A 21,283-nucleotide genomic window follows, 5' to 3' on the forward strand; every position below is an offset into this window, starting at 1 on the left:
CCCCCCCCCCCCCCCCCCCCCCCCCCCCCCCCCCCCCCCCCCCCCCCCCCCCCCCCCCCCCCCCCCCCCCCCCCCCCCCCCCCCCCCCCCCCCCCCCCCCCCCCCCCCCCCCCCCCCTTTTTCAAGCCGAAGACGGCATACGAGATGGTAACGCAGGTCTCGTGGGCTCGGAGATGTGTATAAGAGACAGGTGATAAAGTATTTCTTATCGTCAATCTTACCTCCATTTTCGTCATATAGTTCAAGTTCTTCCATACTGTCTCCTGTTGGTCCTATAGAACTTTTACGATAAAGGGCCAGTTGCCCATCTTCATGATAATATCTTTCAGTATAAGATTTTCCATCTTTATAGACTTCATGCTCTCTCACCCTACCAGATTTCCAATAAACAATTCTTCTGTCAATTGTTCCGGTATCTATGTTAATTACTGCCCTAGAGAGATGACCATTTGAATCATAATCTTTAAAACTGATCAGGTGATCACTTTCATAAACAGCAGACCTGTTCTTAAAAGTATAAGTATCTGTTATAGTATAAAAGACCCATTTCCCCTCTTTTTTACCTTGTTTGAAAGCTCCACTATCCTGTAGCTTTTCATTTTTATAAAACTGCCATTCACCCTCGGGCATATCGTTTACCAATATACCTGTTGCTACAAGCTTATCCTTCAAATACCATCTATTTCCTTTTTTTTGTTTGAAGGACCTTAGTATAGAAATATCATCACGCCCATCGGTGCTTAATTTACTGTTGGTACAAATACTTGAAGATAAAACTCCATTATAAAAATAGCCCCATATAAGCCATTCTTGTCCTATCGCTACATTAAGGCCACAATCTCCACCACCTAGCCTTGTCCTTAGTTTTGCTGTTCCAACGCCCTCAGCCAAGCCTTTAAAAATTTCTTTTACCGTAAATGTAACTTCCTTTTCACTGTCATTAACCTTATTAATATGCGCTACAGTGCCAATAAAAATTGTACTTGTGGTTATATAAGTTTTAATATCAGGTATACTTATCATACAACTACAGGCATACACATGCAATTGAATACATGAGAACAAAAGCACAACGGGTAATTTTATTTTCATTGATAGCTATTTTAAATATGAAGTGAATTTATTTCTGTCTTAACTGTTTCCTAATTTGCTTTACCTTGGCAAAAAAGGCAATGCTTTCCTTATCCAACAGATAATCCATGGTCTGTATAAGTTCATCCTTTATCCAACTGTGCTTTATGCTTAGGTTTGCTAAAATGTTAAGTGCATGAGATTTAATTGCTACAGGTACATTTTCGTCAATAAGCCAAGAAAAAACGGCATCAACTACTATATCGGTATGATAAGCTTGTATAAGCGCTCTAATTTCTGGCAAAGCGTTCTTCTTAGTCAACAACGCTGCAATTTTAGCAAAATGCCTACGGGCCGATAAATTATCCTGACTAGAAAAACGATCCAAAAAATAAGTAGTATAAGGGACAAATTTTAAGGGGTTATAGGTATAGATATGCTCCAATATCCATGCAGCCCTGAAACCAATCTGTTCATCAGCATCAAAGGTCAGGTCAATGATATCTTTTACCTTGATCTGCTGTTGTATAGCTATTTTCGCCAATTTTTCCACCTTCGTTTTTTGTAAGGTGTTTTTTATGCTTTCTAATAAACTTATAGCCATTGGAGATCACGAAAATAATCAATTTATTTATTATCATTTCATATTAGCAACTGCAAAGGTCTATATTTGTTTACCTATCAACTGAGCAAGTTTCGGATTTTATAGCTTTAGAAATCTTTGGATATTTGAATGATAGATCAAAAAAATGAACACTCAAGCATATATAAACTATAAGCGCATTGCTGAAGCAATTGATTATATCAAACTTCATTTTAAAGAACAGCCCAATTTGGATATGATAGCTGAAAAGGTTAACCTAAGTCCATTCCATTTCCAAAGGCTATTTACGGAGTGGGCGGGTACCAGTCCAAAAAAATTTTTACAATATGTAAGTGTGGCCCATGCCAAGAAGCTACTTCAGGAACAACAGGCTACCCTATTCGATACTGCTTTTGACACAGGGCTCTCTGGTACGAGCAGGCTACATGACCTGTTTGTAAATATAGAGGGAATGACCCCTGCAGAATACAAAAATGGTGGGAAGGATCTTATTATAAATTATAGCTTTGCCGATACCCAATTTGGCCCCCTACTGGTAGCATCAACCCATAAAGGTGTTTGTTATATGGCCTTTTACCAGGACACAGATAAAGCGTTTTTAGCATTGAAAGCCAAGTTTACCCAAGCACATTTCATTCAACATCTGGATTTGATGCAACAACACGCGCTTTTTATATTTCAACAAGACTGGAGTAAACTACAGGAAATTAAACTGCACCTTAAGGGTACAGAGTTTCAACTGAAAGTTTGGGAAGCGCTTTTAAAAATACCTATGGGCGAACTTTCTACCTATGGTAAAATTGCCCATGATCTAGGCAATCCAAATGCTTCCAGGGCTGTAGGTACTGCCATTGGCAGCAATCCCATTGCGTTTTTAATCCCTTGTCACCGGGTTATCCAATCTAATGGTACTTTTGGTGGTTATATGTGGGGTAACACCCGCAAGACAGCCATTATTGGTTGGGAGCAGGCTCTTGTAAGGGATCAAGAAACATTATTTTAAGAGAAGTAGTAAGAAAACTATCTTCCCTTGATTAGTAAACGATCATTAAGCAATACCCTAATTTATAATGGATCTTTTCAATCTACAGCCATTACATCAAATTAACTTGCTTCCCAAAGATGGGATAGTAAACTACTATGGTAAAATTTTTAGTCAGGCCGAGGCAGACCATTACCTCCATACCTTGTTGGACCATATTGAATGGAAAAATGACAGGGCAATCATTTTTGGAAAAGAAATCATTACCAAAAGAAAAGTAGCTTGGTATGGTGACCAAGCGTTTGAATACACTTACTCCAACACCACCAAAAGAGCCCTTCCTTGGACCTCTGAGCTTTTGGTACTCAAATCTAAGATTGAATTGCAAACAGGAGCACATTTCAACTCTTGTTTGCTAAATCTTTACCATAGTGGCGATGAAGGAATGGCTTGGCATAGCGACGAAGAGATCGATTTAAAGAAAAATGGCGCTATAGCTTCCCTAAGTTTTGGCGCAGAACGTAAGTTTGCTTTTAAACACAAGATAGATAAGCAAACCGTTGCCCTAACATTATCACATGGAAGTTTATTGGTGATGAAGGGTACTACACAATCTCATTGGCTTCACCGGTTACCTCCCACCAAAAGAATAAACAAACCAAGGATTAACCTTACTTTTAGAACCATTGTAAAGTAAACATCTGTTTAAGGATGATTGAAGTAATATCTATTGGAGACCAAAAGATATTACCCTCATTTCGGTTATTTAAGGTTTCCGATCTAACCGTGCTTCTTTTTCTTGTTCATCTTTGCCTTTTCGCCGCTACTGAAATTGGTCGTTTTGGCATTGCTTTCCTTTTTCTTTTGAAAGGCGGCTTCTAGAAAGGCTTCTTCTTCGGCCCTTTCTCTTTCCAATTCCTTAAGCTGTTTGCTTTTTTGTTGCGCTACTTTTCCTGTTTCCTCAATAAGGAGTTCTGCTGGTAATTCTGCAGCTTCTATTTTTTGTCCGATAGCCTGCTCTATTTTACGCAATGGAGATAATTCCAGGTCGGTAACGAAAGTTAAAGCTACGCGATCTTCTTCTCCTTGTAGTTTAACAATCCTATTCAGGTAAGTTTCCCTTTGCTCTGGTAGTTCAAAATGAAAAACAAATGGTATTTCCGCAAATTTTTGATCTCCAAAAATCTCATTGGCGATAATCAACACTCTTGCCGATGGAGTAGCTTTAAATAACTCTACATCATCAAATCCTGCTTCATCAAAAAATAAAGGTTTATACACAAAGATATCTTCAGCCTTACCGTCAAACAGGTCTTTTGCTACAGTTTGTGCCGTTAACCTGGTATTGACGAATACCACAACCTTATCAAAAACTTCCACATCCTTTAGCATAAGATGAAGGAGGTTTAACTTTGTCCTGAAATTTGGAACATGGTACAGCAGCTGTGTATGCGTTTCCACTTTTACCTGCTCCAAGTCTTCAACTTCTATGGTAGCCGGCATACGCATGAAGCTTTCGATCATCTTTTCCAGTTTTTCATGCCATACTTCTGTAAATACCAAATGCTGACATTTTTGTATGCTATTGGCCAGTTCATTAATAGGCAACTGCATACCTTGCTTGATCATTTCCGCCGCATCATCTATGACCATCATCTGTATTTTATTGGTATTTAAACCCAATTTCAAATATACAGCCCTGGCCCTAGAGGGAATTGCTACCACCACATCTACACCATCAGTAAGATTTTCTACCTGACTTTCTATACTATCATCGGCATGTATGCCTACTACTCGAATGGTTGGATTACGGTTTAGCAGGTTAAAATGTTCCATCACTTCCAATAGCCGTTCTTTATTGGGCACTAAGATTAAGGCCCTTGGGGCTTCCTGATGACCTATTTTCAGTTTCATTAGAACGGCAAGCACATAGGTAGTTGTTTTTCCACTTCCTTCAGGTCCAATGGCAATAACATCTTGTCCTCCTAAAATTCTTGACATGGTTCTCGCCTGTATTTCTTTCGGATGTAGATAGCCTGCTGTTGTCATGGCGGCAACCAAAGGCTTGCTTAATTTTAATTCTTCTAAAGACACTGTATATAATTTATTTAAAATGCAAAATTACGCAAAATAAAGAGCACTGTGCCATATAGATGAAAGTAGATTAGATTTATTTTAACAAGTTTGTAGCATTTTAAAAGCTTACAACGTATAGGATATAAAATTAGGGTGACATTGTATTTTAAACAAAACATTAACTGCAGCATTGCGCTACCTGCAAGATGGTTTATATTTACTATTTCCATATAGATTAGAACGTATAACCTAGCAGATGTCCAAATTGCACAGCCTTAACGAAGTGATTTCCCATTGCAAAAAGGGCGATCTATATTTCCAGGAATTGCTATATAAGCAGTTTTATGGCTATGCTTTGGGTATTTGTGTAAGATACATCAATAACAGGGAAGATGCACTGGAAGCCGTTAACGATAGCTTCATTAAAGTTTTTAAGTCATTTGGAACATTTAGGGACAACACCGATTTTAAACCATGGTTTAGGAAAATACTCATCAACACCTCACTTGACTATAAAAGGCGGACCATGCATTTTAATGATGCATTGGAAATGACAGATCATACGCCGCAAACCATCTACGCTTCGGCTATTGAAAGGCTTTCGGTTAATGATATCCTAGCTTTGATGAAACACCTGAACGAAACGCAAAGAACAATTTTTAACCTTTATGAAGTAGATGGCTATACCCATAAAGAAATCAGTTTAATGCTTAACATCCCAGAAAGTTCATCCAGGACTTACTTGACCAGGGCAAAACAGGCATTACAAAAATTATTAATTACTCATTCAATTTATACAAAATGAAACCTACGGATGAAGAATTAGCTAAACGAATTAAATCGGTATTTGAAGACTATAACGATGGACTGAGCAACCAGGGTTGGGAAGAACTTCGTAAGAAATATCCAGAAAAAGAAAATAGAAAGCTTCCTATATGGTGGCTTACGGGCATTGCTGCAACTTTATTGATGGCGTTGGGCTTATATTTTAATCATACTTTAGACACCCAAAAAGTAGTACTTCATGTAAAGCGCCAGAATAAAGACAATAGCAAGTCTTCTACTAATGCTAATGAGCAGCCAGTTTCAACCAATCATCAGGAAATAACTAAAAATAACCCTCAAGAGCAGTTTACTTCTATAGTCCGTACCCCCATTGAGAAAGAAAGGTACGCAGCCCAAAAAATTCATTTGGTGCAGACCGACACTATGGTAAAAAAACAAAGCCCAAATAGTCATACATTGGACATTAAAAAAGTAGAAAACATATCTACCCCCATAAATAACAACCATATAGCAGTAGCAAATGTTCAAACAGAACCAAAAACAGAAAATAGGGTTTCCCAACAAGTTGTTATAGATGCAGATGCTCCTGCCAAGCCCACAAAATTATCGACAGAAGATTTTCTAAATGAACAAACTAAAATTCTTGCTGCAACAACAAATAAAACTAAGAAAAACAATGGTTCAGTAGCTTCTATTGACGTTTTTACGGGTACATTTTTTAATTATCAGGATCATAACGAAGCCAAACTTAGTGCTGGTTTGGGCATAAATGCTAACTTAAAGCTAAGTAAAAATGTAGTGTTGAGCCTTGGTGCAGGAATTAGCCAAAACAAAGCAAGCTATCAAAGTCAAGTACCAGTTTCAGTAACCAACAATTTTATGTCCATAAGTTCAGCAAAAGAAAATTCTTATGATTACCCATCAACCAATCAGATCTTAGCAGCTACCGCTACCAATGCCGTAAGTTTTAATGCCCAATTGCTCAGTATAGACCTCCCTATGGTGGTAAAATTCTATCCTACCAAAAAACAGGATTTTTATATTTCTACAGGGATCAATTCAAGTTCTTATCTATCACAGAAATACACCTACAATTATAGCCTAAGTAATTTTGCCATACAAAATGGGATGGCACAGCCTAAAGAACAGGTAGAGAAAAGTAAGTTTAAAGGATTTGATTTTGCCAACAGCGCCATTATAGCTATAGGCATTAATCAAAATATAGGCAAAAACACTTTAATTTTTGAGCCTTATTATAAACCCGCTATTAATACCATGGGCGATATGAACTTAAAAATCAATTCTGCAGGGCTCAATTTAAAATTTAATTTTAATTCTTCCGCTAAGAAACCATAGCCATAAAACCAATTGGTTGCCATTGTATTACTAAATTTTCTAAAGATCGATCTTTATTCAGAATTAGATACAACAAGGTAAGCTTCGAGTATAAAAATTGTTTCTGACAAAAGGAGCTTGATCAAATTTTTGATACATAAAGGTTAAATACCTAAACTATATGTAAGTTTATGCCATCAAATAAACTTATCATATCACAATGAAAAAGATCATATTAAACCTACTGCTTATAGGTTTGGGCAGTCATGCTTTTGCGCAAGATGCCGTAAGCTATCAGACACCTCCAAAAGTAATGGCCGATTTATTATTGGCCAAGCCTACCCCTGCTGTAAGTATAGATAGCAAGGCCGAATGGATTTTATTTAGTGAACGTAATGCCTATCCTTCCATTGAAGAATTGGCCATGCCTGAATACAAACTTGCAGGTATGCGTATCAACCCCAACAATTATTCGCCAAGCAGACAAACCTATATCAATAATTTTAGTTTAAAAAATATTAAAACAGGTAAAACAAGCACTATTACAGGTTTGCCGACCACGTTGTATGCTGGCAACATTCGTTGGAACCCAAGCCAAACCAAAATAGCCTTTACCCAAACTGGCCAAAACAGAATTGATCTTTATGTCATTGACATCGTTACGGCTAAGGCTACCAAAGTAAACAAACAAGCCTTAAATGCCATTTTAGGTGCGGGCATATTATGGGTTGATGATCAGACCTTAATCTATCAAGTTGCTACCAAAGCAGCTAATTTAGCACCGGCACGCCCATTAGCTCCAAAAGGACCTACCGTTCAGGAAAGTCTAGGTAAGGTAGCCCCTAGCGCTACCATCCAGGATTTGATCAAATCACCCTACGATGAGCAATTATTCGAGTTCTATGCCACTTCTCAGCTGGTGCAAAATAAAGCAGGCGTAGAAACGCCAGTTGGCAGTCCAGCTATATATAGTACCGTAAGCTTATCGCCTGATAAAAATTACCTGATGGTACGTACCATTAAAAAACCCTTTTCTTATTTAGTTGCGGCTTATGGTTTTCCTTCTACCGTAAAAATTATTGACAGAAGTGGTAAGACCATTAAAGTTTTAGCTGACCTTCCTTCTTCTGAAGTTCGCCCATCGGGATACGACAATGTACAAAATGTACCACGTGGCTTTGACTGGCGTGATGACGAAGCGGCTGCCGTAGTATGGGCACAACCTTTAGATAGCGGATTAATAAAAAAGAATGTTGAATTTCACGATGCTGTTTTTGAGCTTAAAGCACCATTTAATGGCACAGCCAAAGAATTGTTTAAAACTAAAACCCGTTATTCGGGTACAAGCTGGGGCAATGCAACCTTAGCTTTGGTGAGGGAAATGTCAAGAACCAAACAGACGAGCAAAGTAAGTAGATTTAATCCTACAACGGGCACACTGGAAACCCTATATGAACTGAATACAACAGATGCCTATAACAACCCAGGTTCTCCAGTTACCGAAAAAAACAAATATGGGCGCCAGGTAATCTTAACCACAGATAATGGCACCAAGCTATTGTTAAATAATACTACAGGTGCCTCTCCTAAAGGCGATTTACCTTTCCTGGCAAAATTTGACTTGAGTACCAAAAAATCAGAAATTCTTTGGCGTTGTCAAGAAGGTACTTTCGAAACCGTTACCGATGTTTTAGATCCGCAAAAACTGGTACTGTTAACACGTAGGGAAAGTAAGACAGAAGTGCCTAACTATTTTATCAAAAACCTTGTACTTAGAGTTGCCGACAGGCAAATCACCAATTTTACCAATCCATATACTGCCTTAGATGGTGTATCGAAACAAAAAATCACTTATAAACGTGCCGATGGAGTTGACCTAACCGGCGATCTATACTTGCCAAAAGGCTATAATAAAGAGAAAGATGGCCCTCTTCCAGTATTAATCTGGGCTTATCCACGTGAATTTAATTCAGCCAGCGATGCCGCCCAGGTTAGAGGTTCAGAAAACAAATTCATTACCATTAGCTCTGGTGGTCCAATATTCTACGTTACCCAAGGTTATGCGGTGCTAGACAATGCTGAAATGCCTATTGTAGCTAAAGAAGGCAAAAGGCCTAATGATTCATTTGTTGAACAGTTGAAGCTAAATGCCGAAGCCGCCATTAATAAGTTAAGTGAAATGGGAGTTGGCGATAGAAACCGAATGGCTGTAGGTGGCCACAGCTACGGCGCATTTATGACGGCAAACCTATTGGCCCATACTGACCTATTTAAAGCTGGTGTTGCCCGCAGTGGTGCTTACAACAGAACGCTTACCCCTTTTGGTTTCCAAAACGAAGACCGTACATATTGGCAAGCGCCACAATTGTATTACGAAATGAGCCCATTCAGTTATGCGGATAAAATAAAAACCCCAATCTTGTTGATCCATGGGGAGATGGATGATAACCAAGGAACTTTCCCTATCAACAGCGAACGTTTGTTCAATGCCATAAAGGGCCATGGTGGTACCACACGTTTTGTATACCTGCCTTACGAGGCACATGGCTACAGAGCAAAAGAAAATATCCTGCACATGCTTTGGGAAACCAATAAATGGTTAGATACTTATGTTAAAAATGCGAAACCAACGGCAGCTAAATAGATTTCAATAATCATACAGAAAAGGACAGTGAAAACACTGTCCTTTTCTGTTTATACAGCTTATTTATTATCTTAACTCTTTCCATTAATTATAATGAAAGATTTTTTATACAGACGCCTATTTCTTAGCATAGTAATATGTTGTTTTGCACCAACAATACTTGCACAAAAAACACCAAAATTTAAAGTAATTGCTTTCTTTACTGGTAAAAGTGACATGGCACACATCAGTTATGTAAACGAAGCAAATCATTGGCTTCCAGAAGTGGCAAAAAAAAACAATTTTGTTTATGATACCACGAGCAATTGGACCAATATGAATGCTGAATTTTTAGCAAAGTATCAAGTGGTACTGTTTCTAGATACCAGACCAGAGGATGCTAAACAACGCGTAGCTTTTGAAAACTACATGAAGAATGGCGGCGCATGGATGGGCTTTCATTTCTCTGCGTTTGCACTTACGCCATCGACATTTACTCAAAACTGGGATTGGTATCATAATGAGTTTTTAGGATCTGGCCAATACAGTGGTAATACTTGGCGGCCTACCTCAGCGACTTTAAATGTAAACCGTAATCATGAAGCCACAAAAAATCTACCTAAATCCTTTAAATCTCAACCTAATGAGTGGTATAAATGGGAGAATGATTTACGAAAGAACCCTAATATTACCGTATTGCTCAGCATAGATTCTAGCAGTTTTCCATTAGGTACAGGACCTAAACCTCATGAGATATGGAATAATGGCGATTACCCCGTAGTATGGAGCAATAAACACTATAAAATGATTTATGTAAATATGGGGCACAATGATATGGACTATGAGCATAAGTATGGAAAAAAAACAAAAGCGCTATCGTACACCTTTGACAATTCAATACAGAATAGAATGATCATAGATGGAATATTATGGTTGGGAAATTCTAAAAAAGCCAAGGTTAAAAAGTAGTCTTTTGTTTTTATCTTTCTAATCTAAAGAAAGCTATCTTTGTCCTTATCATGGACAAGACATTCGAAGTCATTAGGGCAGGCCGAAAAGCCTTATTGAATTTAGTAGAAAATTTAAGTACGGAACAATTGAACAAAATTCCGGTTGGGTTTAACAATAACCTGGCTTGGCAAATTGGACATTTGGTAGTCAGTCAGCAGATCCTATGTTACAGACTTTCAAATAACGAACTGCTTATTGACCTCAATTTAGTTGATAAATACAAAAATGGCTCTAAGCCAGCGCACTTTATTACTTCGGAAGAGATTACCCTATTGAAAAGCTATCTTATGAGTACTATCGATCAGTTAGAGGACGATCTGGCCACCGATAAATTTGCCCATTATACCCCTTATACCATTAGTACCTATAAAGGTTACCAATTAGAAAGAATTGAGGATGCCATTAAGTTTATAGTGTCTCATGATGGTCTGCACTATGGTTGTAGTTTAATGATAAGGAAATTCGTTTAGCGTTAGATTCACCATAATAAATGCGATATTTCTTTCATATAGGCTATAATGGCCATGTTTACAATGGCTGGCAACGACATCCGAAGGCACATAGCATACAACAAGTTATAGAAGATAGCCTAAGCAAAATCTTCAAAATGCCCCTGTCTGTTATAGGCTGTGGCCGTACCGACACTAAGGTCCATGCCAGTCAGTTCTTCTTCCATGTCGACATAGATCGGCCATTAAATGCTGATTTTCTTTTTATTATCAACAAGGTTCTGCCACATAATATCGCCATTTTTGATATCATACCTATGGATGGCAAACAGCACGCCCGATTTGATGCCGTACAACGCAAATATGACTATTATTGGCATAATTATAAAGATCCCTTCTTAAGGCAGTTAAGTTCATATTATCCCATTACCGACATCAACTTAACGGAAATGAAAAAGGCAGTGGAATTGTTGCCAAAATATAAAGATTACAGGGCGTTTTGTACCACCCCCGATAAAAATGAGCATACGCTGTGTAATGTAATGGAGGCCAAGCTTTACCGATCGGCTAACAATGAGCATTTCCGTTTTCATATTGCTTCGAATAGGTTTCTGAGCAAAATGATCCGGTTAATTGTAGGCAAATTGTTAAAGATCGGAGCCAATGAGCTTAGTGTGGCCGAGTTTGAGCATCATCTCATTTCTAAAGAAATTCCAAGCCAGTTTGAGGTCGCCTCTCCAACTGGCCTATACTTATCAAAAGTTACTTATCCATATTTAAACCTACCGGCAAAAACAGCATTTGGTGGTTTTACCCAAAGTGAATGGATTGAGGTTTAGAGGCCGTTTAAAAGAACAATATCTGCTGTTCATTGTTATTCATTAGATTATAAAACTCATAAAAAGATGAATATTACAGGAAATACCAAGGGTGGAAATACCAATACCGAAAAAACTGGTCAGCATATCAAACCTCTTAAAAGTTATAAAAATGAAGTTTTTGAGGTAAAAACGAAACAGGTAAAAACAAAAAATCCCGCAAAGCAACGAGAAGAAAGTGAACAGCCGGTGCATCCCATCAAAAAAGCACCTACAAAATAATCTGTTGTTCCCCTACTAAAACTGACCAAATGACAACATCATTAGGATTTTTTGCGTAAGGCAAAGTGCTTAAAGCACAAGTAATTCATTATATTAGTAAAAGGCTAAATAAAACCCCTCTTTAACTGCTAATGAAGGTCACGTCAACTCCTATAAAATTGCTTGCCCTATGGGCACTTATGCTATCGGCGCAGTTACTTTTTGCGCAAAACAAACAAGAACAAGATCAAATAGCGCTTAATGAGGCCTTATTAATGAAAGATCAACAGCAAAAGCACATTGATTCGCTCATTAAAATTAAAATTGAAAATGAATTACTCGAGGCGAGCGGCAACATAAAAAAAACCAAAGCGCTGCAGGCACAGCTGGTAGAAATGGCAAAGAGAGATTCTTTGCGCAACCTTCAACAGCTAAAAGAAATTGCCACCTTAAAGAAAAATGCCAAAGGTTATGCAGTACATTTAAACAAAGATACGCTCTTCTATATCTATACCCGAATGGGATCTTTTAAAGCAGAAGAACGCGCAAAAGCCATCACCCAAAAGGTACGTCTGCTTTATGAAGATCCATTTTATAGTGCAGATTCGCTAAGCATTAAGGCAAATGACGATAGTTATGACCTCACCTATAAAAATAACACCATTATCTTAACCATTGCCAACCTGGATGGACTTTGGTTTAGCAAAAGTAATGCGCTGCTAGCAAAAGAATACCTTTCTATCCTTAAGAAAACCATAACCGAGGAACGAAAATCACATAGTTTAACCAATTGGCTGAAACGGATAGGACTGGTTATCCTTGTGCTTTTACTGGTCATCGCCATTGTTAAAGTTATCAACTACATTTTTAGCCATACCGCTCGCTATATATCACATCATAAATCAAAATTTGCTAATGGATTTCGCATCAGAAATGTTCATATTTTAACCGCTCAGCATTTAGAAACAGCCTTGTTAAAATTGAATGGCGCTGTTAAAATTTTGGTGATCTTACTGACGATCTATCTTTCACTTCCCTTATTGTTCAGTATTTTTCCAGAAACAGAAGATTGGACCAGTACTTTGTTAAACTGGATCTTAAGCCCCTTGAAAGCAACTTCTCTTGCCATTGTTCATTATTTGCCCAATTTTTTCACCATCATGGTGATATACCTTATCTTCAGATATGTACTGAAAGGCGTTAAATATTTTTTCCATGAGGTAAAATATCGGCGAATTACACTAAGGGGATTTCATGAAGATTGGGCCATGCCAACTTTTAACATCCTACGGTTCATTCTATATGCGTTTATGCTGGTCATTATCTTTCCCTATCTGCCGGGATCTAGTTCTCCAGCTTTTCAGGGTGTTTCTGTCTTCTTGGGCATACTTATCTCTCTCGGTTCTTCTAGTGCCATAGGCAATATTGTTGCCGGATTGGTAATTACCTATATGCGACCTTTCAAGCTTGGTGATCGGGTAAAAATTGGGGATGTGGTTGGGGATGTATTAGAAAAGAATATGCTCGTTACACGGATAAAGACCATTAAAAATGAAGACATCACCGTACCCAATTCTATGGTGCTTTCTAGTAGTACCATTAATTTTTCCAGTAGAACAAAAAATAATGGCCCTGGCCTTATTGTTCATTATACCGTTACCATTGGCTACGACGTTCCATGGAAGAAAGTTTATGAGCTACTGATCAGCGCTGCCACAAAGACTATACATATAGAAACTACCCCTACTCCTTTTGTACTACAAACCGGATTGGATAACTTCTCTATATCCTATCAGATCAATGCCTACACACATGAGGCCAACTTACAGGCCCTAATCTACAGTAATTTACTTGAGAATATTCAGGATCTATTTAATGAGGCCCATATTGAAATTCTATCGCCACATTATAACGTGATAAGACAGGAGGAAAAGTAAACTTACAATATTTTGCTATATGAAAATAACGATTAAAAGACAACGCCAAAGAAAACGGGTAACAGGTTGCTTCTTATGGTGGTACAAAGCGGGAAAGTAGGCTATAAAAAGGATCAATGCACTGGTACACTGATCCTTTTTGTGCTCCCGACGAGATTCGAACTCATATCGATGGTACCGGAAACCATAATTCTATCCATTGAACTACGGGAGCAAATTTTGGCAAATATAACTAAACTCTCCATTTGTTGCCTATTTTTTCCATAGCAATAGTAGAATGTATATTTTTATACCTTCATTCCATTAAGACGTTTCAGGTAAAGAAGTGGATTTTTAAGTCTACCAGACTTTACCAAGTAACTATAAATTAAGGCTATCAGCATATTTCTCTACTTTACAATTCCCGCAAATCTTTGATAAAATACAGTTGGGCTATTTTCATGTTTGGGCGTGTATTTCCCTGCAATAATTGGGATATAGATTACTCGTCTTCTACTTTCTTCTCCCCTGGCAGAAGATTGTGCTACCCTATGCCACAACCTTCCATCATGAATGGTCAGGTCACCAGCTTCTGGCACAATGGCTATTTCCTGAGGATCGGGCTGATGGTCCAAAAAATACTTTTTTCTAAATAGCATCTGATAAAGGTTTTGCTTATGTGTACCTGGCAAAATTTTCAATCCCCCATTTTCTGGCTTAAGTGTACTTAAATGTATCCCTACATTCAGCATAGGATTTAGTTTTTGCCCATAAAAAATATCCCTTAATCCATCTGTATGCCAACCCATCTTGGTAAACTTGCTGTCTGGGCCATTTACATAATGATTGAATACCATCCCATCCTTCTCTTCGGTACCTAACCTTGCTCCTGTTCCTGCAAGTTCTAATAAACTGTTAAAACGAGGATCCAATAACAGCCCACTCAATGTTTGGTGATGTTGGTTAATGAATGCAAATCGTTGTATAATAGGACTTCCGTCTAAATCTCTTCCATATTTAATGGGCACCCCATTTACTTTTTTAACCTCGTCAACCAACCATTTCCTTTGCACCTGTATTGAGGCATCAATAATAGATTTAACTGCATGTGGGTCTATAAAATTTTTAAAATGCAGAAAACCGTGCTTGTTAAAAAAGTATTTCTGTTCTTCTGTCAGTTTATCAGAGAGTGTAAAAGTGCTGTATGAAGTAATCATTTAATAGGGTTTTTATAAAATTTAATGAAGAAACTATTAGGGCTTTGGGATATTAATTCTATAAACAACAACACATCAGGTACACCTGATTATTTTTAGGATGCTGCTCAATATAATACATAATCTATAGAATTAGTAGTATTTATTACAAACGTAAGTTTTTCAACGTTTTAGTCCAAATTTTTTCGGAAATATTTTTAAGTTTTATAAATATTTGCTGCAGTTCTTTCTATAAAGCTCTTTGGCAATACCCTGTTGGCATATACCGATATGAGGTTTGTTATGCCTGGAATGGCTTCAGATTTTTTATTAAACATAGCTTTAACTGCTATTTTGGCCACTTGATCTGCTTCCATATTAAATTTTTGCGCCATTTTGCTCAATGCATTTAAACCTGCCCTATTGGCAAAATTGGTGGCTACGGGACCTGGGCTAAAACAAGTTACCGATACATGGCTATTACGCAATTCATATCTGATGGCCCTGGTAAATGACAATACAAAAGCTTTTGAAGCGGCATATAAGGCTAAAGTAGGTACAGCTTGGTAAGCTGCCGTGCTGGCTATATTCAGCACATAAGATTGTTTTGCTTTCTCCAGCATAGGTAACAATAAATAAGTCAGTTCTACCAAAGCGTTAATATTCACTTGCAGCATTTCAAGCTGTTCTTTTAAGGAACGTTCATTAAAATTGCCCCATATGCCATAACCTGCATTATTTACTAAAATTTCTATACTAAACTCATTCGAAACTATCCAATCAAAAATAGTTGAGGCCGAATTGCTCAAGCTTAGATCGGCAGCAAGATAATGCACTTTAACCCCATAAACATGAGCAAGTTCATTAGCCAAATCGCTTAGTTCTGGCTCACTTCTAGCTATCAATAACAAATTATAGGATCTCTTGGCCAGCTCTTCGGCAATTGCTTTTCCAATGCCTTTGCTACCACCTGTAATCAACACATATCCATTGTCATTATTTGTCATATCCAGCTATTTAAATAAATATTAAGAACCCGTTAAATTTAAACGAAATTTTAACAGTTCTACACAAAATGCTTTTTTATTGCATAAAAAAGCACAGCTTAGTGGCTCAAAAAAGGTGATATTTTGAAAATAAAAATGCACCTTTGCGAACCGTAAGAAAAGGTTTAGGAATGTAATCATTTATTAGTTTATTGTTATGGATAAATTTGTTGTAGAAGAAATTCAGGAGCTACTCGAGAAAGAAAACGATAAATCATTAAAACAATACCTAGATGAACTTAACATTTCTGATGTTGAGCAATTAATTGATGAACTGCCACAATATGCCGCTAAGTTTATTGAAACCATTTCCCTAAACCGGGCAGTCAACGTATTTCGTATCCTTGATTTTCCTACACAAGAACGTATCATTAAGAAACTTTCGGGCAATAAGCTTAACCAAATTATAAAAGATTTGCCACCCGATGATCGTACAGCCCTTTTTAGCGAGCTTAAAGGCGATGTGGTAAAAAAAATGATTACGCTTTTGCCGCCAGAAGAACGTATAGAATCTTTAGCGCTATTGGGCTATAAGGAAGATAGCGTAGGGCGTTTGATGACCCCCGACTATGTGGCCGTTAAACCTGATTGGACGGTCACCAGAGTTTTGGCCCACATTAGAAGATACGGAAAGAATTCAGAAACTATCGATGTTATCTATGTCATCGATAAGGATGGCATTTTATTAGATGATATTCGTATCAGAGAGATTTTATTGGCCGACCCTGAAGCCAAAATAGGTGAACTAACCGATAAGCGCTATATTTCCTTAAAAGCAAATGACCCGCAGGAAGATGCCATCAATATCTTTCGTATGAATAACCGTGTAGCGCTTCCTGTAGTTGATGAAAACAGTGTATTGTTGGGCATTGTAACCGTTGATGACATCCTTTGGATTGCCCACGAAGAATATACCGAAGATATGCATAAGATTGGGGGTACCGAAGCCTTAGATGAGCCTTATCTCGATATGCCTATTTTAAAGCTTGTTAAAAAACGTGTTGGGTGGCTCATTATCTTGTTTTTTGGAGAAATGTTTACTGCTACCGCAATGGGCTATTTTGAAGGTGAAATTGAAAAAGCAGTGGTATTGGCCCTATTTGTTCCACTTATCATTTCCAGTGGCGGTAATAGTGGTTCCCAGGCGTCGACCTTAATTATACAGGCTATGGCCTTAGGAGAAATTACCCTGGCCGATTGGTGGCGGGTTATGCGTAGGGAGATCGTATCTGGTCTTTTACTAGGTTTGGCCCTTGGTTGCATTGGATTTTTCCGCATTTATGCCTGGACATTTTTCTCCTCCATGTATGGACCTCATTGGTTTCTTATTGGCTGTACCGTAGGTGTTGCCCTGGTGGGTATTGTACTCTGGGGTTCGTTGGCTGGTTCAATGCTTCCCATTATACTCAAACGTTTAGGGGCAGATCCGGCCTCTTCATCGGCTCCATTTGTAGCCACCTTGGTTGACGTTACTGGATTAGTGATCTACTTTTCTGTAGCCATGATGTTCTTAAAAGGCGTACTGCTCTAATTTTTCAGAAAAACAGGTATAATGTACACTATCGGTAACGATAGCCAGCTTTTTGTTCCTCCCAATGGTAATCGGGATCCACTACAATTGGGTTTAGGTTGCCATGTTCCTGCTGTATACAACGCTTCAGATGATGGGCGGGGACGCATCAATAATGAGCCAAAAATAGGTTGGCGGGAACGCCAACACATAGCTTATATAAAGAATAATTGAACAGCGCCTATCATTTTACAGACGCTTTCATTAACAAACCCTACAACCATTTTGATGATATAAAAAACCCCGTAGGTTTTGAAAACCTACGGGGTTAATATCAAAAGATTATATATTGTTGTTTAGAGATACTTGTGGTTATACGTTAAACCTAAAGTGCATAATATCGCCATCTTCTACTACATAGCTTTTACCCTCTACCCCTAATTTGCCAGCTTCTTTACAAGCATTTTCAGAACCTAAGGTTACAAAGTCGTTATATTTTATTACTTCAGCACGAATAAAGCCTTTTTCAAAATCAGTATGGATAACACCTGCTGCCTGTGGAGCAGTAAAACCTTTGGTAATGGTCCATGCCCTTACTTCCTGTACACCTGCCGTAAAATAAGTATACAGGTTTAATAAACGATAAGCAGCCCTGATCAGTTTGTTCACTCCAGATTCATCCAAGCCAAGGTCAGCTAAAAACATTTGACGCTCTTCATAGCTTTCCAGTTCGGCAATTTCCGATTCTATCTTAGCAGAGATCACCAGCACCTCGGCACTTTCATCGGCTACGGCCGCTTTTACCTGCTCTACGTATCTGTTTCCGCTTATCACTGAAGCTTCATCTACATTGCAGACATACATTACGGGCTTTTGCGTTAGCAATCCTAATCCAACAATTTCTTCAAAATCTTCTGCACTTAAAGAGGCTGTACGTACCGATTTACCTGTTTCCAAATGATTTTTGACAACGGTTAGAATATCTAATTCTTTTTTAGCCTCTTTATCATTTTTAGCTTGCTTTTCGATTTTCTGGATACGTTTCGTTACAGTATCTAAATCCTTTAGCTGTAACTCCGTATCAATAATTTCCTTATCGCGGATAGGATCTACAGAGCCATCTACGTGTATGATGTTTCCATCATCAAAACAACGAAGCACATGTATAATGGCATTTGTTGCTCTAATGTTTCCTAAAAACTGGTTGCCCAAGCCCTCTCCTTTTGAAGCTCCTTTAACTAAGCCAGCAATATCCACAATTTCAATGGTATTAGGCTGTACCTTATTGGGTTTCACCAATTCCGCTAATTTGTTCAAACGTTCATCGGGTACGGTAATTACTCCAACATTGGGTTCTATGGTACAAAAGGGGAAATTGGCAGATTGTGCCTTTGCGTTAGATAAACAGTTAAATAAAGTTGATTTTCCTACATTAGGTAAGCCAACTATACCACATTGTAATGCCATTTATGTTTTTGATTTAAAATTTGTCTTTATTTTAGGTCCTTTGCTTTGGCCTATTTAAAGGCGCAAAGATATTATTTTTTAATGCCTTTACCTAGTAATTTGTACAGCCGTAAATAATTGGTTAGTTTAGCTGCTTCAACCCCCTAAACACATGGAAAATACGGAACAATTTGAAGAACCTATAGAAACTGCCCATAACCCACAGTTAATTGTTACTGAAGACATGCGTAGTTTTATCTATGACATGGCCAAATGGGCCAGCTTCCTTGCCATTGTAGGCTTTGGCGTTTCCGCTCTGATGTTCATTTCTGCACTGACTGTAGGGCCTCTCCTTAATTCAAATCCAGAAATGGCCAAAATGCTTGGCCAATTGGGGGCTATGGGTGGCAACATTTTCAGTATTGTCTGTATCATTTATGGCCTTGCCTTTTTTTACCCCAGCTTTCTGCTGTCCAGATATGCTTCCAAGGCAAAACAAGGTGTATTATATGGCGACCAGAACAGCTTAGATGAAGCGATTGCTAAATTAAAATCCTTATTTAAGTATTTTGGAATACTAGCTATTATTATTATAGGACTTTATATCCTCACCCTATTTTCAAGCATAGCAGGTGGCCTGATGAAAGCATCATAAAAATTTAGCAACTATTGGTATTTTTCCATTCCTTTTGCCGGTTGCCAATCAGATTTGGGTTCGAAATAGTGCCAAAGCATCTTACTTAATTTACGAATGAGTACATAGCCCTCATTATCATGTTTCCATGAGGTATCTGCCTGATTTTTGGTGATCACACAAAACACATAATCGCCATGCGGCGCATTAACCAGCACTACTTCAGAACGAGAAGCATTCACTGCACCTGATTTAGAAGCCACCTGTACATAGGGTGGAATTTGAGACAATGCTTCCTTGTCATAATAGATACGGATCAGGTTTCGATAGATTCGCTCTGAAACGGCCTCATTTACCATCTTTCCTTCCCTTATTAAAGTTAGCAATGTAGCCATTTCTCTAGGTGTTGTCTGTCCCCAACCATATTTTCTCTGATTTTCCTGTCTGCCGGGCGTACGTGAATTAACCCTGGTATACTTGAGGCCATAGTCTTCCATAAGCTGATTAATGGCCGCTCCTGAACCTGCTAAACTTTGACACCATAAACTTGCCGTATTGTCACTCGTTGTAACCATCAGCATGAGTACTTTGGGCAACCCTATCTTTTCTCCATTTTTAAAGGATCCCAAAATATCTTCCCCTTCATATAGCAGACTATCTTTATAAATAAGTTGACTGTTATAATCTAACTCACCCTTATCTATTTTATTAAAAATGCCACAGGTAATTGGCACCTTTATCATACTGGCAGTAGGAAAAATAGAATCTGCATGATAAGTGGCTATTTTCCCCGTTTTCATTGATTTGACGTATATACCTACCTCTCCATTAAAGCCGCTAGCCAATGCTGCAATCATCTTTTTCAGTCTGCCATCTGTTTTTTCTGTTTGGGCAAATAAGGCTGTGTTAAAAAACAAAAAGCATATGGGAAGTAATATAGTTTTCATCTTTAATTATATTTTGAGGATCAGTATGAAGGTAAATAAAAAATCCCCCGAAAATCGGAGGATCTCAATTATGTTGTTATTGCTTAATGCCTTTTAGAATGAAAAATCATCATTCTCGGGCCTAGCGCTGTATTCTTGGTTATCAGAATATTCGTAACGTTTCTCCACCACTTCTTGGTGAGACTTAATGTATTCAACAGTTTCTGTCAAACCTTCTGTAAATTTTTCAAAATCTTCTTTGTATAAGAAAATCTTATGTTTTACAAAAACGCCATCTTCTAATCTCTTTTTACTTTCCGTTAGCGTAAGGTAATAATCACCGGAACGTGTTGCTTTTACGTCAAAAAAATAAGTACGTTTACCAGCTCTTACTTTTTTCGAAAAAACCTCTTCTCTCTCTTTGTTATCGAAATCTCCCATTTTTTTTATTGTGTGTAGTATTGGTTTTGGTTGGGGTAAATATAATGTAATAACTGTCTCTTATACACATCTCCGAGCCCACGAGACCTGCGTGAAAAAGGGGGGGGGGGGGGGGGGGGGGGGGGGGGGGGGGGGGGGGGGGGGGGGGGGGG

At 38.2% G+C, this 21,283-nt stretch carries 21 protein-coding genes and 1 tRNA gene; 13 read left to right on the forward strand and 9 right to left on the reverse strand.

The window, feature by feature from the left end; all coding sequences use genetic code 11:
• Both JHD79_RS19910 and JHD79_RS19915 read right to left on the reverse strand, forming a co-directional pair.
• A partial coding sequence (locus JHD79_RS19910) for a hypothetical protein (protein WP_199121113.1) occupies positions 1-1,092 on the reverse strand: 1,092 nt, incomplete at its 3' end.
• A gap of 28 nt (positions 1,093-1,120) precedes the next feature.
• Positions 1,121-1,675, reverse strand: coding sequence for a hypothetical protein (locus tag JHD79_RS19915; RefSeq protein ID WP_199121114.1), 555 nt, complete (start codon positions 1,673-1,675; stop codon positions 1,121-1,123).
• Positions 1,676-1,820: 145 nt separating this feature from the next.
• Here JHD79_RS19915 and JHD79_RS19920 point away from each other — a divergent pair, with 145 nt between their 5' ends.
• Positions 1,821-2,678: a methylated-DNA--[protein]-cysteine S-methyltransferase gene (locus JHD79_RS19920; protein ID WP_199121115.1), complete on the forward strand. Its 858-nt coding sequence runs from the start codon at positions 1,821-1,823 to the stop codon at positions 2,676-2,678.
• 67 nt (positions 2,679-2,745) lie between these two features.
• Positions 2,746-3,354, forward strand: coding sequence for an alpha-ketoglutarate-dependent dioxygenase AlkB (locus JHD79_RS19925; protein ID WP_199121116.1), 609 nt, complete (start codon positions 2,746-2,748; stop codon positions 3,352-3,354).
• Positions 3,355-3,437: 83 nt separating this feature from the next.
• On the opposite strand, the gene JHD79_RS19930 is transcribed toward JHD79_RS19925, so the two are convergent.
• Positions 3,438-4,751, reverse strand: coding sequence for a DEAD/DEAH box helicase (locus tag JHD79_RS19930; RefSeq protein WP_199121117.1), 1,314 nt, complete (start codon positions 4,749-4,751; stop codon positions 3,438-3,440).
• A gap of 238 nt (positions 4,752-4,989) precedes the next feature.
• Here JHD79_RS19930 and JHD79_RS19935 point away from each other — a divergent pair, with 238 nt between their 5' ends.
• From JHD79_RS19935 to JHD79_RS19970, 8 genes are all read left to right on the forward strand, one after another.
• Positions 4,990-5,538, forward strand: coding sequence for an RNA polymerase sigma factor (locus tag JHD79_RS19935; RefSeq protein WP_199121118.1), 549 nt, complete (start codon positions 4,990-4,992; stop codon positions 5,536-5,538).
• Complete coding sequence (locus tag JHD79_RS19940; RefSeq protein ID WP_199121119.1) at positions 5,535-6,875, forward strand: hypothetical protein; 1,341 nt, start codon at positions 5,535-5,537, stop codon at positions 6,873-6,875. Before JHD79_RS19935 ends, JHD79_RS19940 begins: the two co-directional genes overlap by 4 nt.
• 199 nt (positions 6,876-7,074) lie before the next feature.
• Entirely contained in the window at positions 7,075-9,498 is a 2,424-nt protein-coding gene (locus JHD79_RS19945; protein ID WP_199121120.1) for a S9 family peptidase, read from the forward strand.
• Between the two features lie 93 nt (positions 9,499-9,591).
• Positions 9,592-10,446, forward strand: coding sequence for a ThuA domain-containing protein (locus tag JHD79_RS19950; RefSeq protein ID WP_199121121.1), 855 nt, complete (start codon positions 9,592-9,594; stop codon positions 10,444-10,446).
• Positions 10,447-10,496: 50 nt separating this feature from the next.
• Complete coding sequence (locus tag JHD79_RS19955) at positions 10,497-10,958, forward strand: DinB family protein (protein WP_199121122.1); 462 nt, start codon at positions 10,497-10,499, stop codon at positions 10,956-10,958.
• Between the two features lie 20 nt (positions 10,959-10,978).
• Positions 10,979-11,776: a tRNA pseudouridine(38-40) synthase TruA gene (locus JHD79_RS19960; RefSeq protein WP_199121123.1), complete on the forward strand. Its 798-nt coding sequence runs from the start codon at positions 10,979-10,981 to the stop codon at positions 11,774-11,776.
• A 66-nt stretch (positions 11,777-11,842) separates the two neighbouring features.
• Positions 11,843-12,037: a hypothetical protein gene (locus JHD79_RS19965; RefSeq protein WP_199121124.1), complete on the forward strand. Its 195-nt coding sequence runs from the start codon at positions 11,843-11,845 to the stop codon at positions 12,035-12,037.
• A 131-nt stretch (positions 12,038-12,168) separates the two neighbouring features.
• Positions 12,169-13,953 carry a mechanosensitive ion channel family protein gene (locus JHD79_RS19970; protein ID WP_199121125.1) on the forward strand — a complete coding sequence of 595 codons (1,785 nt, stop codon included), beginning with the start codon at positions 12,169-12,171 and terminating at the stop codon, positions 13,951-13,953.
• Positions 13,954-14,095: 142 nt separating this feature from the next.
• On the opposite strand, the gene JHD79_RS19975 is transcribed toward JHD79_RS19970, so the two are convergent.
• The 3 genes from JHD79_RS19975 to JHD79_RS19985 form a co-directional block, all read right to left on the reverse strand.
• Positions 14,096-14,167, reverse strand: a tRNA-Arg gene (locus tag JHD79_RS19975).
• A 175-nt stretch (positions 14,168-14,342) separates the two neighbouring features.
• Positions 14,343-15,149, reverse strand: coding sequence for a phytanoyl-CoA dioxygenase family protein (locus tag JHD79_RS19980; protein WP_199121126.1), 807 nt, complete (start codon positions 15,147-15,149; stop codon positions 14,343-14,345).
• A 197-nt stretch (positions 15,150-15,346) separates the two neighbouring features.
• The gene (locus tag JHD79_RS19985) at positions 15,347-16,135 is read right to left on the reverse strand and encodes an SDR family oxidoreductase (protein WP_199121127.1); all 789 of its coding nucleotides are present in this window, start codon (positions 16,133-16,135) and stop codon (positions 15,347-15,349) included.
• Between the two features lie 196 nt (positions 16,136-16,331).
• Here JHD79_RS19985 and mgtE point away from each other — a divergent pair, with 196 nt between their 5' ends.
• Positions 16,332-17,705 carry a magnesium transporter gene (gene mgtE, locus JHD79_RS19990; RefSeq protein WP_199121128.1) on the forward strand — a complete coding sequence of 458 codons (1,374 nt, stop codon included), beginning with the start codon at positions 16,332-16,334 and terminating at the stop codon, positions 17,703-17,705.
• A gap of 21 nt (positions 17,706-17,726) precedes the next feature.
• Entirely contained in the window at positions 17,727-17,918 is a 192-nt protein-coding gene (locus tag JHD79_RS19995; RefSeq protein ID WP_199121129.1) for a hypothetical protein, read from the forward strand.
• Positions 17,919-18,056: 138 nt separating this feature from the next.
• On the opposite strand, the gene ychF is transcribed toward JHD79_RS19995, so the two are convergent.
• On the reverse strand, positions 18,057-19,151 hold the full coding sequence (gene ychF, locus JHD79_RS20000; RefSeq protein WP_199121130.1) for a redox-regulated ATPase YchF: 1,095 nt from the start codon (positions 19,149-19,151) through the stop codon (positions 18,057-18,059).
• A gap of 151 nt (positions 19,152-19,302) precedes the next feature.
• Here ychF and JHD79_RS20005 point away from each other — a divergent pair, with 151 nt between their 5' ends.
• On the forward strand, positions 19,303-19,785 hold the full coding sequence (locus tag JHD79_RS20005; RefSeq protein WP_199121131.1) for a DUF5362 family protein: 483 nt from the start codon (positions 19,303-19,305) through the stop codon (positions 19,783-19,785).
• Positions 19,786-19,796: 11 nt separating this feature from the next.
• On the opposite strand, the gene JHD79_RS20010 is transcribed toward JHD79_RS20005, so the two are convergent.
• Complete coding sequence (locus JHD79_RS20010) at positions 19,797-20,711, reverse strand: serine hydrolase (RefSeq protein WP_199121132.1); 915 nt, start codon at positions 20,709-20,711, stop codon at positions 19,797-19,799.
• Positions 20,712-20,804: 93 nt separating this feature from the next.
• Positions 20,805-21,131: a DUF3276 family protein gene (locus JHD79_RS20015; RefSeq protein ID WP_199121133.1), complete on the reverse strand. Its 327-nt coding sequence runs from the start codon at positions 21,129-21,131 to the stop codon at positions 20,805-20,807.
• Positions 21,132-21,283 lie beyond the last annotated feature (152 nt).

It is taken from the genome of Pedobacter sp. ASV28, assembly GCF_016428855.1.
Classification (GTDB): Bacteria; Bacteroidota; Bacteroidia; order Sphingobacteriales; family Sphingobacteriaceae; genus Pedobacter.